Source organism: Streptosporangium amethystogenes (assembly GCF_000721075.1).
GTDB lineage: Bacteria > Actinomycetota > Actinomycetes > Streptosporangiales > Streptosporangiaceae > Streptosporangium > Streptosporangium amethystogenes.
This window is the reverse complement of the sequence record NZ_JOEQ01000020.1, coordinates 58,726-73,046: the sequence shown is the minus strand read 5'-3', so window position 1 is coordinate 73,046 and position 14,321 is coordinate 58,726. Positions and strand designations below refer to the sequence as shown.

Here is a 14,321-nt window from a genome sequence, read left to right as displayed (position 1 = left end):
ACTCCCTCCAACGACGGAACCGCTCCTGATCTCAGGTACGTCGTGTCCCACTCACGGACGACCTGGCAGGTGACGCTCTGCGGGGACACCCGATCACCTAGTCTGAGGTGCCAGGAGTGGGGTCAAGGGGAGGGATGGCTCGCCGCGGTGGAGGCGTCCGTCGAGCAGTTGGTGTACGTCCGGGAGGACGAGTACACGATCGCGCGGATGAGCGCCGAGGGCATGCCCGGCTTCGTCGCCTCCGGCCGGGCCCTGGGCGGGGTACAGCCGGGGGAGACGCTCCGGCTTGTCGGCGCGTGGGGCGAGCATCCGCGTCACGGCAGGCGTTTCGAGGTCACGGCGTGCGAGCGGCTGGTCCCGGCCACGGTCAGGGCCATCCGGATCTATCTGGGCTCCGGTCTGATCCGGGGTATCGGGCCGAGGCTCGCCCACGCCATCGTCAGCCACTTCGGTGAGACGACACTGACCGTCATCGACACCGAACCCGAACGGCTCATCGAGGTCGTCAACATCGGCCCCGCGCGGCAGGCCCAGATCGCCGACGCGTGGCAGGAGCAGAAGGCGATCGCCGAGCTGATGGTGACCCTGCAGGGGTTCGGGATCAGCCCGCTGCTCGCGGCCAGGATCTACCAGGTGTTCGGCGCCGAGTCGGGCGACGTCCTCGCCTCCGATCCGTACCGGCTCATCGGCAAGGTCAGGGGCATCGCGTTCGCCACGGCCGACAGGGTCGCCCTGCGCTCCGGGGTCTCCGAGAGCAGCCCGCAGCGGATCAAGGCGGCGATCCTGGACAGGCTGGAGACGGCGGCCAGCCGCGACGGGCACTGCTACGTACGGCTGGTCGCGCTGGTCGCCCAGTCCGCGGAACTGGTCGAGCAGGACCACGACCTCGTCCGCCGGACGCTCGACGCCCTCGTCGCCGACCGCAGGGTGGTCGTCGAGGTGTCGCCCGACGACCGGGGGCAGGCCGTGGTGTACCTGAGGGAGACCCACAGCCGCGAACTCACCCTGACCGCCCAGCTGACCAGGCTCATCCAGGCCACTTCGACGCTGCCCATGCGCGCCTTCCAGGAGGATCCCGGGCTGGACGAGGATCAGCGGGCGGCGGTGAACATGGCGCTGACCAGCACCGTGTCCATCATCACCGGCGGTCCGGGCTGCGGGAAGAGCCATACTGTCAGGACCATCGCGGCGACCGCGAAGGCGATGGGCGGCTCGGTGACCCTCACCGCGCCTACCGGCAAGGCGGCCAAGCGCCTGTCGGAGCTCACCGGCATGCCCGCGATGACCGTGCACCGGATGCTGGCCCACCAACCGGACACCGACAGCGGCGCGCTGTTCGAGCAGACACCCGCGCAGGCCGACCTGATCGTGGTCGACGAGGCCTCCATGCTGGACCTGCATCTGGCCACCCGGCTCACCGCGGTCGTCCCGGTGGGCAGCCACCTGCTGATCGTGGGCGACAGTGATCAGCTGCCCAGCATCGCCCCCGGCAGCGTGCTGGCCGACCTGCTGCGCGTCGAGGAGATCGCGCGGATCCGGCTGACCCGTGTCTTCCGCCAGGCCGAGGGGAGCGGGATCATCAGAGCCGCTCACCGGATCCGGGCCGGAGAGGTGCCTCCGATCCCCGGTGGCGGGGGCTTCTGGTTCGAGGAGGTCGACGACCCCGAGCAGGTCGCCGAGCGGGTGACGCACCTGGCGACGGTGGCGATCCCGCGCAAGCAGGGGGTGAGCCCGGACCAGGTCCAGGTGCTGTGCCCGATGCGCAGGGGCCTGACCGGGACCGCCGAGATCGGCCGGATGATCCAGGAGCGGCTCAACCCGGCTCGCGAGGGAGTCGCGGAACACTGGTCGGGCGCCTCGGTCTTCCGGGTCGGCGACCGGGTCATGCCGATCCGCAACAACTACGACAAGGGCGTCTTCAACGGGGACACCGGCACGGTCACCGCCGTCACCACCGAGGAGCGGCTCGTCGAGATCCGCACCGACGACGGGCAGATCGTGAAGTACGGCTTCGGCGAGCTCGACGAGCTGACCCACACGTACGCCATCAGCATCCACCGTTCCCAGGGCAGTGAGTATCCCTTCGTGGTCGCGCCGCTGGTCACCGAGTCCGGCGGCGTCATGCTCCGCCGCAGGCTGCTCTACACCCTGATCACCCGGGCGCGGTCCTGGGTGGTCGTCGTCGGCGAACGCAAGGCGCTGGAGATGGCCGTCCAGCGGCTCGGCCACCGCCGCAACACCGGGCTCGCCCGCCGGCTCGCGCTGAGCCTCGGAACCGTACTGATCGGTGACTGACGAGGACCTCCGAAGCGCCCCTGACCGTTTCGGACCCCGGAACCATGACGGAAGGGCGACTCCCCGGCCGGGTGAGCCTGGCCGAGGAGTCGCCGAACATGACGACGGGGGAGCGGGAGGGGTCAACCGGGTCGTCCGGCTTCCGTGGAGGGCGAAGATGAGGTGCGCGCCCACCCCGGGGTGGGCGCCTGCCATGAAATATGGCGATAAAAGCCTGCATATGCAAAGGTATGGTGATTGTCGTGACGACGTTTCGGATCAGTGAGGCCGCCGCACTGCTGGGGGTGAGTCCCGACACCGTCCGCCGCTGGGTGGACGCCGGGCGGCTCGCGGCCCAGCGGGACGAGCACGGTCACCGGATGGTGGCGGGCGCGGACCTGGCGGCATTCGCGCGTGCCCAGATCGAGTCCGAGAACGGCTCCGGGCTCTCCTCGGCGCGGAACCGTTTCCGCGGCATCGTGACCGAGGTGATCAAGGACGCGGTGATGGCCCAGGTGGAGATCGCCGCGGGCCCCTACCGGGTGGTGTCGCTGATGAGCCGCCAGGCCGCCGACGAGCTGGGCCTGGAGGTGGGGGTGATGGCGGTCGCCGTGATCAAGTCCACCAACGTCGTGGTGGAGATCCCCGATCACGCCCGTACGGCGAGCTGACAGCCAGGTGAGCGGCAGGGCGCATGGTGTGGCGGGTCGCCTGCCCTGGGTGCTGGTGCTGCCCGCGGTGGTCGGCATGGTCTTCCTGACGCTGCCGCTGGCCGGGCTGCTGGTGCGCGCCCCCTGGTCCACGCTGGTCGAGAGGCTGGGCGAGCCCCATGTGCTGGAGGCGCTGCGCCTGTCGCTGGTGACCGCGACCCTGGCCACGCTGGTATGTCTGCTGCTCGGCGTGCCGCTGGCCTGGCTGCTGGCCCGGGTCGACCTCCCCGGGCGCCGCCTGGTGCGGGCGCTGATCACGGTGCCCCTCGTGCTGCCCCCGGTGGTCGGCGGGGTCGCCCTGCTGCTCGTGCTGGGGCGGCGTGGCCTGATCGGCCAGTGGCTGGACGCCACCTTCGGCATCACCCTGCCGTTCACCACGGCGGGAGTGGTCGTCGCCGAGGCGTTCGTCGCCATGCCGTTCCTGGTCATCAGTGTCGAGGGCGCGCTGCGTGCGGCCGACCTGCGCTTCGAGGAGGCCGCCGCGACACTGGGAGCGTCCCGCTGGATCATCTTCCGCCGGGTCACCCTGCCACTGATCGCCCCCGGCATCGTCGCCGGAGCCGTGCTGTGCTGGGCCCGCGCGCTCGGTGAGTTCGGCGCCACCATCACCTTCGCCGGCAACTTCCCCGGCCGGACCCAGACCATGCCGCTGGCCGTCTACCTCGCCCTGGAGACCGAACCCGAGGCCGCGATCGTGCTCAGTCTCGTCCTGCTCGCCGTCTCGGTGATCATCCTGGCCGGCCTGCGCGAGCGGTGGGTGAGTGCCCCGTGACCTTGAGTGCCCGGCTGGTCGTCACCAGGCCCCGCTTCCAGCTGGACATCGAGCTGGAGGTCGCCGCGGGGCAGGTGGTCGCCCTGCTCGGCCCCAACGGTGCGGGCAAGACCACGGCGCTGCGCGCGCTGGCCGGGCTCACCGCCCTGTCCGGCGGGCGGATCAGCCTGGACGGCGAGGCGCTGCACACCCTGGCGGCCGAACGACGCCCGATCGGCGTGGTCTTCCAGGACTACCTGCTCTTCCCGCACCTGTCCGCGCTGGACAACGTCGCCTTCGGGCCCCGCTGCCGCGGCGCCTCCAGGGCGGAGGCGCGGCGCGGTGCCGCGGTCTGGCTGGAGCGCGTCGGCCTGACCGGGCACGCCACGATGAGACCCCGGCAGCTCTCCGGCGGTCAGGCCCAGCGCGTCGCGCTGGCCCGCGCCCTCGCGGTGGAGCCGCGCCTGCTGCTAATGGACGAGCCGCTGGCGGCCCTGGACGCCCACACCCGCCTGGAGATCCGCTCCCAGCTCCGCCGCCACCTGGCCGACTTCGGCGGCGCGACGGTCCTGGTCACCCATGATCCGCTGGACGCCATGGTGCTCGCCGACCGTCTGGTCGTCATCGAGAACGGCGCCGTCGTGCAGCAGGGCACCCCCGCCGAGGTCGCCCGGCGCCCGCGTACCGACTACGTCGCCCGCCTGGTCGGCCTCAACCTCTACCGGGGCACCGCCGCCGGACAGCAGGTCTCCGTCGGAGAGGTGCTCTTCAGCGTCGCCGAGCAGCTGGAGGGCCCCGCGTTCGTCGCCTTTCCGCCTAGCGCGGTCGCGCTGTATCGGACCCGCCCCGACGGCAGCCCGCGCAACCTCTGGCAGGCCACGATCGAGGGCATCGAACGGCACGGCGACAGCGTCCGCATCCACCTGGCCGGGCCGATCGCCGCCGCGGCCGACGTCACCCCCGCCGCCGTCGCCGACCTCGACCTCACCCCCGGACAGCGGATCTGGGCGTCGGTCAAGGCCACCGAGACCCACGTCTACCCGTTCTGACGCCGCGGTCGGCGGGATGGGCGGCGGTCCGCGTGGCGGCACGGCCGCCGGAACCCCGGTGCGCATAATGACGGGGAGGGGGGATGACCTATGCGCGTTGCCGTGCTCGGGATGGGCATGATGGGGCGGGCGCTGGCCCGGCGGCTGCTGGGGCTCGGTTTCCAGGTCACGGTGTGGAACCGCACGCCGGGCCGGGCGGACGAGCCGGTCAGCCTCGGCGCGGTCGAGGCGGCCTCGCTCGGACAGGCGGTGCGGGCGGCCGAGGCGGTGCTGCTGTCGCTCGCCGACGGCCGGGCGGTCCGCGAGGTGATGGCCCAGCTCGTCCAGGCCGGCCCGATCGAGTCGACCAGGCCGGTCGTGGCCGACCTGAGCACCGTCGCCCCGGCCACGGCTCGCGAGATGCGGGACCTGGTGCCGGGAGGCCGATTCGTGGCGGCCCCCGTGCTCGGCGGTCCCTCGGCCGTCGCCGAGGGGAAGGCCGCGGTCCTGGTGGGCGGCGAGCGCGACCTCGTCGACGCGCTGAAGCCGGTGTGGACGGAGGTCTTCGCCGCCTACTCCTACTGCGGCGCCGACCCCGGCGCCGCGCTCGCTTTCAAACTGTTGAGCAACTACCTGCTCATGTCCGGGATCGCGGTGCTCGCCGAGGTGACGGCCACGAGCCAGGCCGCCGGCCTCGACAACATGCTGCTGCACGACTTCCTCTTCCAGTGGTCCACCGTCGCGCCCGCCCTGCACAACCGGATCGACGATGTCCTGGCCGGCGACCACCAGGGGTGGTTCACGACGAGGCTCGCCGCCAAGGACGTGCGGCTCGCCGCCGAGCTGGCCGAGTCGAGCGGTCTTGAGCTGCCCATCGCCCGGCTGGTCGAGCGGCGTTACGAGGAGGCGGCCGAGCGCGGCTGGAGCGACGCCGACATCGGCGCGATCGTCGAGCTGCTGCGCGGCGGATCACGCTAGGTGTACTGCCCCGCGTCGCCGCCGTGCGGGGCATCCGTCCGGCCGATCCGCAGCCCAGGCGAAGATCCACAGAGCACGCCCTGGGGCATCCTCTCGCGGCTGGTCCGGCATCAGCGGGTTCTCGCCACCTCGGCGGCCACGGCGCGGAACGCGGCCAGCGTCTCGCCCTGGTTCTGGCCCGAGGCGGAGCGGGCCGATTTGACGACAACCACCCCGTGCCTGGGCGAGACGTAGATGTACTGCCCGCCGAACCCGGCGGCCATGAAGTCGCCCCGGCCGTCGCCGCCGAGCCACCAGTGCAGCCCGTAGCCGGGGTTGAAGGAAGCGGAGGGTGTGGTCGACTTCCTGACCCAGGAGCGCGGCACCACCTGACGCGCTCCTGCCCGTCCGTCGCGGAGGTAGAGCAGGCCGAACCGGGCGAAGTCGCGGTCGGTGGCGTGGTAGCAGCAGTAGCCGAGGCTGTCGCCGCCTGAGTCGCTGTCGACGCGTACCGTGGACGCCATGCCGGCGGGCTTCCAGATCTTCTCCTCCACGTATCGGTGATACGGCGTACCGGTGGCGCGGCTGACGAGCTTGGCGAGCACGAAGGAGTTCATGCTCGTGTACTCGAACCTGCTGCCGGGTTTCCAGCCGCGTACCTGCCGCGCCGCCAGTTTCGTGACCGACTGGCCCCGGACAGCGCTCCTATGCAGGTCAGGCACGTCGGAGCGCTCGTCCCAGTCGATTCCCGACGACATCCGGAGGAGGTCGCGGATGGACACTCCGTTGTAGCCCGAGCCGCGTAGTTCGGTCAGGTAACCGGTCACCGGGTCGTCGATCGAGCGGATGTGCCCCTCGTGCAGGGCGATGCCGACCGCGGCCGACGTGAAGGACTTCGCCATCGACCAGGACTGGAACCGGGTATCGGGATCGGCCTGGACGTAGCGCTCGTTCACGATCTTCTGGCCGTCCAGGACGACGAAGCCGTTGGTCTTCGTTCGTGTGAGAAAGCTGTCAAGGGTGTGCTCGCGTCCCTTGTAGGTGTAGGTCACGGAGAGCCGCCTGGGGGCGTTCCGCAGTTCGACCGGATGTGCCGACGGCCACATGAGGTCGAAGGAGCCCGCCTTGGCGGCGGCCGGGGTGAAGGAGACCGGCGCCGTCCGGGCCAGGGCGGGCGTCGCCCCGGCGGTCAGTGTGAGTGCGGTGATCGTCGCGACGACCGGTCCTGACAGGCGGTGGCCGATGTCGATCCTTCCCATGTTTCCTCCGGTGAGCTCGGCGGTGGGGATCGTGGCAGGCTTTTCCGGTAGCTCTCTGGCAGGGGCAGGGCGGTTCCCCATACGGTAACCGCCCGGAGTCCTCCTGTTGAGGTCTCTCCGGTGAGGGCTCCCGGTGGTGGGGCACGGGCGGCCGGGCAGTCCGCCCGGGTCACGAGCCGCCCGATGGCCCGATGCGCCCGTACAGCACGAGGGCCCAGGTGAGGCAGCCGAAGGCGGCGACGCACGCCACGGTGCGGGCGAGGTTCCAGCGAACCCACGTCGCCTCGAACCGCTCGCGCACCGCCGCGAGGCCGGCGACGCCGTCGGGCTCCCCGGCCGCGTCGAGCGCGTTGTTGAGCGGCACGTTGACCAGCGCCGTGATGACGAGCACCAGCACGTACAGGACGAGCGCGGCCACGATCCAGGGCAGCACGGGTCGTCCCTCCCGGTGCAGGTGGAGCAGCGCGGCCAGGACGGTCAGCACCAGTGCGCCGCCGAAGCAGACCGCGAACCAGCCGTTGAGGATCGCCACGTTGATCCGCTGCATGGCGCCGACGAAGGTCCGGTCGTCAGTCTGGCCCAGGCCGGGCATGACGGAGCAGCTGTAGGCGTAGAAGAGGCCCGCCGTGAGCCCCATCGTGATGGCCGCCGCGACCAGTGCGACGCCTCGGAACAGCACCGACATCACATCCTCTTCCGTGTGGGTTTTCCGGCATACCGCCAGTGAAGTCGCCGGCGGCAAGACGGGCCATGGTTGAGAAGCGCGATTCCATGTTTCAGCGTCTACAGTGTTGATCGTGGACGCACTCACCGACCTCCTGGACGGGCCGAGAGCCCGGGGAGCGTTCCTGCTCCGCTCGATCCTGAGCCCGCCCTGGTCCCTCCGCATCCAGGATCGGGCACCGCTCGCCCTGGCGGCCATGGTGCGGGGCGAGGCATGGGTGGTCCCCGACGGCGGCGACGCGGTGCGCCTGGGGCCCGGGGACGTCGCGATCATCCGTGGTCCCGATCCCTACACCGTCGCCGACGACCCGGCCACGCCTCCCGAAGTGGTGATCCACCCCGGGCAGCACTGCACCACCCTCGACGGCCACGACCTGGCCCAGGCGATGGACCTGGGCGTCCGCACCTGGGGCAACAGCCCGGACGGGTCGGCGGTGATCATCACCGGCGCCTACCAGATGCGCGGGGAGATCAGCCGGCGTCTCCTGGAGGCGCTGCCCACGCTGCTGGTCCTGCCGGAAGACGCCTGGAACTGCCCCATCATCCCGCTGCTCGCCGACGAGATCGTCAAGGACGAGCCGGGTCAGGAGGCCGTTCTCGACCGGCTGCTCGACCTGCTGCTCATCGCCGTCCTGCGGGCCTGGTTCTCCCGTCCCGAGGCCGGGGCCCCCGCCTGGTACCGCGCCCACCGCGATCCCGTGGTGGGCAAGGCCCTGCGCATGCTGCACAACAACCCCGCCCGCCCCTGGACCGTGGCCGCCCTGGCCGCCGGGGCCGGCGTCTCCCGCGCTGCCCTGGCCCGCCGCTTCACCGAACTGGTCGGCGAGTCCCCGATGGCCTTCCTCACCGGCTGGCGGCTGGCCATGGCCGCCGACCTGCTGCGCGAGACCGACGCCACGGTCGGCGCGGTGGCCGCGTCGGTCGGGTACGGCAGTTCGTTCGCGCTCAGCACGGCCTTCAAGCGGGTACGCGGGGTCAGCCCGCAGGAGTACCGCGCCGGGGCGGGGTAGCCAGCCCCCGGGAAGTGGACACAGGTGGTGACCTGGGCGTTCATTCTCGTACCGACCGGGAAGGCTAGCCGGTCGAGGGGGACGACATGGAATACAAGGAGACCGGCACCGGAGTGCGAGCGGTGCTGACCACGTTGCGTGAGCTGATCGACGACGAAGTTTTCGATCATGTTCTGGCACAGCTTCCCGGGGAATTCCAGGAGATGGTGGAGACCACCACCTGACCCGGGGGGCCGGCGGGCGGGGGGCCTGGTGAAGCGGACAGCCTGGTTCCCCGCCGCGGGCCGGAAATCCCGGAACCGGTGGGTGTGACGACAGGTGTTCCCGAGCAGGGCGGCCGAGGAGAGGAGGGGCTTATGACCGCGGATCCATCGGTGGGCGCGCTGCACGGCGCCTCTCCCTTCCCGCCCATCGCCGAGTACGCGTTCCTGTCCGACTGTGAGGTCACCGCGCTGATCGCGCCGAGCGGGAACGTCGAGTGGCTCTGCCTGCCCAGGATGGACTCTCCCAGCGTCTTCGCGGCCATCCTCGACCGGGGCGCGGGAGGCTTCCGGTTCGGTCCCGCGGACATGAGGGTGCCCGCCGCCCGCCGCTACCTGCCCGGCACCATGATCCTGGAGACGAGCTGGGGCACGCCCACCGGCTGGATCATCGTGCGCGACCTGCTCCTGATAGGGCCCTGGCATCACCACGAGGAGCTCTCCCACACGCATCGGAGGGCGCCGACCGACTACGACGCCTCCCACGTGCTGCTCCGCACGGTGCGCTGTGTCAGCGGGGAGGCGCAGGTCACGCTCGGCTGCGAGCCGATGTTCGACTACGGCCGCATCCCCGCCCGCTGGTCGTACACCGACAGGGGCTACCACCAGGGTGTCGCGAGGGCGGCGGGGCAGAGCCTGGAGCTCAGGCTCACCACGGACCTGCGGCTGGGGTTCGAGGCCGGGCGGGCGACGGCGCGCACCCTCCTCAAGGAGGGGGACACGCGCTTCTGCGCGCTGTCGTGGACCGTGCACGAGCCGCCGTACACCTTCGCGGAGGCCTACGAGCGGCTGGTGTGGACCGCCCACCACTGGCAGCACTGGCTCGCCAGGGGAAACTTTCCCGACCACCACTGGCGGAGCTACCTGGAGCGCAGCGCCCTCACCCTCAAGGGCCTGACCTTCGCCCCGACGGGCGCGCTCATCGCGGCGGCGACCACCTCCCTGCCCGAGACCCCGGGCGGCAGCCGCAACTGGGACTACCGCTACTCCTGGATCAGAGACTCGACCCTCGCCCTCTGGGGCCTCTACACGCTGGGCTTCGACTGGGAGGCCGACGACTTCTTCTGGTTCATCGCCGATGTCGCGGAGCGGGACGAGGAGCTCCAGATCATGTACGGCGTCGACGGCGAGCGCGAGCTGAAGGAGCACATCCTCGACCATCTTCACGGATACGAGGGCGCCAGGCCCGTCCGGATCGGCAACGACGCCTACCAGCACCGCCAGAACGACGTCTGGGGCGCCGTCCTCGACTCTTTCTACATCCACACCAGGTCGCGGGACCGCGTGGACGAGCGGATCTGGCCCGTCCTGAAACGGCAGGTCGAGTCGGCCATCAGACACTGGCAGGAGCCCGACCGGGGCATCTGGGAGGTGCGCGGAGAGCCACGGCACTTCACCTCCTCGAAGATCATGTGCTGGGTGGCGATCGACAGGGGCACCCGGCTCGCCCTGCTCAGGGAGGAGTTCGAGCTGGCCACGCGCTGGCAGGCGATCGCCGACGAGATCCACGTCGACGTGTGCGCCAACGGCGTCAGCGAGCGAGGGGTGTTCAAGCAGCACTACGACACCGACGCTCTCGACGCGTCACTCCTGCTCGTCTCGCTGGTGCACTTCCTGCCGCCCAGTGATCCCCGGGTCCGCGCCACCGTTCTGGCCATCGCCGACGAGCTGACAGCCGACGACCTGGTCCTGCGCTACCGGACGGAGTACACGGACGACGGCATGTCGGGCGAGGAGGGCACCTTCACGATCTGCTCGTTCTGGCTCGTCTCGGCGCTGGTCGACATCGGGGAGTACACCCGGGCCCGCAGGCTCTGTGAAAGGGTCCTCTCCTTCGCCAGCGCCCTCGGACTCTACGCCGAGGAGATCGACCCGGTGACCGGGCGCCACCTCGGCAACTTTCCCCAGGCGTTCACCCACCTGGCACTCATCAACGCGGTGATCCACATCATCCGCGCGGAGCGAGAGCAGTTCACCTCGACCGCCTGGCCGACCTAGCAGCGGTCATGACCGCACGCGGACGTACGAGAGCACCCGAACGGCCTGGCTAGGCTTTCGGGTATGAACCGTCGGGTGATTGCGATAGTGGTGCTCGTCGGCCTGCTCGCGACGAGTGGCCTGTCGGTGGTGCTGGCCTGGGGACTCAGCGGCTGAACACACGGGGCCGCTGAGTGGCCGAGCCGTCGCGCACGCCCCCCGACGCCGCGACCGCTCCCTCCGTCGATGTCGTCAGGCGACCACCATCGAGTTCTGGCCTGCGGGCTGCGCGTTCTGCTGAGAGGTGTACGCGGGCTGCTCCGCGACGGGCTGAGGCTGATGCTGCTGCTCGGTGACCTGCTCGGCGGGGGCCTGCGTGGCAGGGCAGCCGCAGTAGCCGTTGGTCAGGATCAGGCGACCTCGCTGCGCCGTGTAGGTGCGGGAGTCGGTGGCGAGGAGAACGCCCGTACATTTGGCGCAGACGACGGACTGGTGATCCATGGGCCGGCTTCCTTCCTTGAGGGTAGCCGTCGAACGTCTCTCTGTCCGGCCGGCTGGCTGTTCGTGCCCCGCCGGAGAGAGGTGAATCTCCCTATTGGGGTTTCTATCTTACTTCGTAGCGCAGGGCGATCATTGAGCGACCCCAAGTGACAGATGTGAGACTTGGTGGCGCTGCTTCATAACGGTCTCATGTGAAGCGATCCCGTGGGTGGGGAATGTCTCTCTCACCCCCCGGCCGATTCTCGGTACGACCGGGCGGTTCCCCCCGGCCTCGGGGCCTTCTCCTTCTCCCCCACCACCGGCCGGAACAGCAGCGCGTTGGCCGCCACCGCGATGCAGACCAGGCCGAGCAGGAAGCCCCAGCTCACGTCACTCAGGTGGTGCATGCCGCGGTACATGCGCGAGTAGCCGATACCGAGGGGGATGCCCAGGCCGACCAGCCACCACAGCACGCTCAGGATCTTGTAACGGTGGGTGTGGACGGTCAGTACCAGGGCGACACCGCAGTAGAAGGCGACAGCGGCACTGGTGTGGCCCGAGGGGAAGCTGGAGGTGGGCGGGGCCGGGTCGAGATGCTCGACGGCGGGTCGCTTGCGCTGGGCGAAGACGGTGGCCAGCAGGAAGATCGCCGACTGGGAGAAGACCGCCAGCGCGAGGAAGATCGACTCGTTCCAGCGCTTGAAGACCAGCCGGAAGCCGAGGACGAGTAACGCGGTCGCAGTGATGATCACCGGGGTGTCGGACAGACCCGACATCACATCGGTGATCGAACTCCAGTAGGCGGTGCGGCCCTGGGCCAGCTGCTCGTTGACCCCCTGGTCGTTCGCCATCAGGGTTGTTGTCTGCAGGACCTTGGTGATGAGGAGTCCGACGCCGATCGTCAGAGCGGCCATGATGGCCAGCGGTACCAGGATGAGGCGCGTCACGCCCTTGAAGTCCACCGACATTTTCGACATGGCGCGCCAGCTACCCCAAATGACCTCACCGGAACGCCTCGGGCTCGATGCCTTCCATGGGCGGCTCGACGGGTTTGCGGCCCTCTCCCCGGCGCCAGGCCTCGAAGCCCACGGCGGTTCCCACCACGACCACCACGCCCAGCGCGACCCCGGCGACGACGTCACTGGTCCAGTGGACGCCGAGCGCCACCCGGCTGTAGGCGACGAACACCACGATGACCGCCGCGACGATCCAGGCGGCGATCCGGGAGGCCTGAGTCCGTAGGAAGGGCAGCAGGATGAGCACGAGGATGCACGCGCCCAGCGCGGCGCTCATCGCGTGGCCGGAGGGGAAGGAGGCGCCGGGCGCCGAGGCCACCGGGTCGGGCAGATCAGGCCGGGCGCGGTCGACGATCCCCTTGACCGCGAGGTTCAGCAGGCCGCCGAAGGTGATCGTGGCGACCGCCCAGACGGCCAGCCGCGGCGCGCCCCGGTACCAGAGCCAGGCGGCGGTCAGCAGCACCAGCCCACGCCATGTCCAGGGGCCGAACACCTCGGTCGCCACGTTGAGGAAGGTCGTGTAGCCGGGGTGATCCAGTGCCTGGGCGTGCAGCTGGAGGGCGATGCTCTCGTCGAAGCTCCTGAGTGGTGAGGAGGAGGTCTTCACAAGTACGAGCAGGACCACGAACGGCACCGTGAAGATCGCCACTGCCACCACGGCCAGCGTCAGGCGTATGCCCAGGCGCAGGTCGGCGGAGTGATCATCGGGATTTCCGTGAGGTGGTGACTCACCTTGGACAGATCGAACCATCGTCCATGGCTACCCGATTTCCGGTGAATATTCTTTCCACTCCGGGTAAAGCCTCAGGCCGCGGGCCTGGATTCGCGTCGGGTGGTCCAGCGCAGGACGTCGCAGTGCCGTCGCTCGGCCTCGGCGAGTGCCACCTCGTCCTTGTAGGCGTCGAGGACGGCCCGTAGCTGAGGCATCTGCGCCGCGACGTCGTCCCACGCCTGGGACGGGTCGTCGACGCCGAGCTCGATCAGCGCGTCCAGGTGCGCGGCGTAGGCGGTCCACCACTGGCGGCTCAGCTCGGCCAGAAACCCGCCGAGCCCGTCGAACTCCCGCTGGATCTCCTCCTCCCACCAGATGGGGACAGTGACATCACCGGTCTCCGTGAGGTCGCGGAGCACGATGTGCGCCAGGGTGCGGCGCCGCCGGGCGATGGCCGAACGTGACAGGGTGTTCATGCGGTCCACCTTGCCGATCTCTGTTTGTCGAACGCTTGACGATGTGTTGACGGCGATATGCGGCCGGGGAGGAGAACGGCTTGGCCGGAGTCATCGGGCAGCACTAGGCTCTGATCCGCAAATCATTCCGCCCTGTGTCCGCGGAGCTACCTCGACGTGGAGGAAGCCCGCCCATGACACAGGTCCTCGAACTCTCCCGGCTCATCGATCGCACCCTCGGTGCGCTCGCCGACGTTCTCGGCGCCGACGGCGCGGCGCTCATGCTGATAGACGACCACGACCGGTTGCGGGCGATCGGCGGTTCCGACGACCACGGCCGGCGCCTGGAGCTGATCCAGGAGCAGATCGGTTCCGGGCCGGCCATCGAGAGCCTGGTCCGGGGGGAAGACGTCACGGTCGACGACCTGCGGGCGGCCAGGCCCCTCGGGTTCCCCGGCGTGGCCGCGCGGGTCTCGGAGGTCCGCGCGGTGCTCTCGGTGCCGTTGCGAACCGAGGAACGGCTGATCGGCACCCTGAATTTCTACGACCGGATGAGCCATGAATGGCAACCCGCGAAAGTCCGGGCCGGAGAACGCCTCGGCGAGCTCATGGTGATGGTTCTCCAAACGCTGGCCAATAGATCTCCCATTTCTGGGCAGTCGTAGTGTGTATGTCAAGTAACCAGGTCGACGCTGAAAGGCGCCCCGCA

Annotated in this window: 15 protein-coding genes; 9 read left to right on the top strand and 6 right to left on the bottom strand. The window is 70.0% G+C overall.

All coding sequences use genetic code 11. From position 1 onward, the window contains the following. Positions 1-147: 147 nt before the first annotated feature. The 5 genes from recD2 (at position 148) to IG98_RS0126245 (ending at position 5,741) form a co-directional block, all read left to right on the top strand. Positions 148-2,295, top strand: coding sequence for an SF1B family DNA helicase RecD2 (recD2, locus tag IG98_RS0126265; protein ID WP_030917549.1), 2,148 nt, complete (start codon positions 148-150; stop codon positions 2,293-2,295). A gap of 242 nt (positions 2,296-2,537) precedes the next feature. Then, entirely contained in the window at positions 2,538-2,945 is a 408-nt protein-coding gene (locus IG98_RS0126260) for a TOBE domain-containing protein (protein ID WP_030917546.1), read from the top strand. A gap of 76 nt (positions 2,946-3,021) precedes the next feature. Then, positions 3,022-3,756: an ABC transporter permease gene (locus IG98_RS0126255; protein WP_084195670.1), complete on the top strand. Its 735-nt coding sequence runs from the start codon at positions 3,022-3,024 to the stop codon at positions 3,754-3,756. Then, entirely contained in the window at positions 3,753-4,784 is a 1,032-nt protein-coding gene (locus IG98_RS0126250) for an ABC transporter ATP-binding protein (protein WP_030917541.1), read from the top strand. The genes IG98_RS0126255 and IG98_RS0126250 overlap by 4 nt, the downstream gene beginning before the upstream one ends. A gap of 90 nt (positions 4,785-4,874) precedes the next feature. Further along, positions 4,875-5,741 (top strand): NAD(P)-dependent oxidoreductase, encoded by an 867-nt coding sequence (locus IG98_RS0126245; protein WP_030917538.1) that lies wholly within the window; start codon positions 4,875-4,877, stop codon positions 5,739-5,741. Between the two features lie 110 nt (positions 5,742-5,851). Here the strand turns inward: IG98_RS0126245 and IG98_RS0126240 are convergent, their stop codons facing one another. After that, a complete protein-coding gene (locus IG98_RS0126240; RefSeq protein WP_051752927.1) occupies positions 5,852-6,979 on the bottom strand; it encodes a serine hydrolase domain-containing protein in 1,128 nt (375 codons plus the stop codon). Positions 6,980-7,148: 169 nt separating this feature from the next. After that, on the bottom strand, positions 7,149-7,664 hold the full coding sequence (locus tag IG98_RS0126235) for an anthrone oxygenase family protein (protein ID WP_030917532.1): 516 nt from the start codon (positions 7,662-7,664) through the stop codon (positions 7,149-7,151). A 112-nt stretch (positions 7,665-7,776) separates the two neighbouring features. On the opposite strand from IG98_RS0126235, the gene IG98_RS0126230 reads away from it, so the two are divergent. The 3 genes from IG98_RS0126230 (at position 7,777) to IG98_RS0126220 (ending at position 10,970) form a co-directional block, all read left to right on the top strand. Continuing rightward, entirely contained in the window at positions 7,777-8,712 is a 936-nt protein-coding gene (locus IG98_RS0126230) for an AraC family transcriptional regulator (RefSeq protein ID WP_030917529.1), read from the top strand. 86 nt (positions 8,713-8,798) lie between these two features. Further along, positions 8,799-8,936: a DUF2267 domain-containing protein gene (locus IG98_RS50825; protein ID WP_211264104.1), complete on the top strand. Its 138-nt coding sequence runs from the start codon at positions 8,799-8,801 to the stop codon at positions 8,934-8,936. Positions 8,937-9,068: 132 nt separating this feature from the next. Continuing rightward, the gene (locus tag IG98_RS0126220; RefSeq protein WP_030917526.1) at positions 9,069-10,970 is read left to right on the top strand and encodes a glycoside hydrolase family 15 protein; all 1,902 of its coding nucleotides are present in this window, start codon (positions 9,069-9,071) and stop codon (positions 10,968-10,970) included. A gap of 231 nt (positions 10,971-11,201) precedes the next feature. Here the strand turns inward: IG98_RS0126220 and IG98_RS0126210 are convergent, their stop codons facing one another. The 4 genes from IG98_RS0126210 to IG98_RS0126195 all read right to left on the bottom strand — a co-directional run bounded on the left by IG98_RS0126210 (position 11,202) and on the right by IG98_RS0126195 (position 13,633). Next, positions 11,202-11,450 (bottom strand): hypothetical protein, encoded by a 249-nt coding sequence (locus IG98_RS0126210; RefSeq protein ID WP_030917524.1) that lies wholly within the window; start codon positions 11,448-11,450, stop codon positions 11,202-11,204. Positions 11,451-11,674: 224 nt separating this feature from the next. Further along, a complete protein-coding gene (locus tag IG98_RS45310; protein ID WP_063766289.1) occupies positions 11,675-12,406 on the bottom strand; it encodes a phosphatase PAP2 family protein in 732 nt (243 codons plus the stop codon). Between the two features lie 25 nt (positions 12,407-12,431). Next, positions 12,432-13,196, bottom strand: coding sequence for a phosphatase PAP2 family protein (locus IG98_RS0126200; RefSeq protein ID WP_030917518.1), 765 nt, complete (start codon positions 13,194-13,196; stop codon positions 12,432-12,434). A 53-nt stretch (positions 13,197-13,249) separates the two neighbouring features. Then, positions 13,250-13,633 (bottom strand): hypothetical protein, encoded by a 384-nt coding sequence (locus IG98_RS0126195; protein WP_030917516.1) that lies wholly within the window; start codon positions 13,631-13,633, stop codon positions 13,250-13,252. Between the two features lie 173 nt (positions 13,634-13,806). Between IG98_RS0126195 and IG98_RS0126190 the strand changes: the two genes are divergently transcribed. Beyond that, complete coding sequence (locus tag IG98_RS0126190; protein ID WP_051752923.1) at positions 13,807-14,277, top strand: GAF domain-containing protein; 471 nt, start codon at positions 13,807-13,809, stop codon at positions 14,275-14,277. The last annotated feature ends 44 nt before the right edge of the window (positions 14,278-14,321 follow it).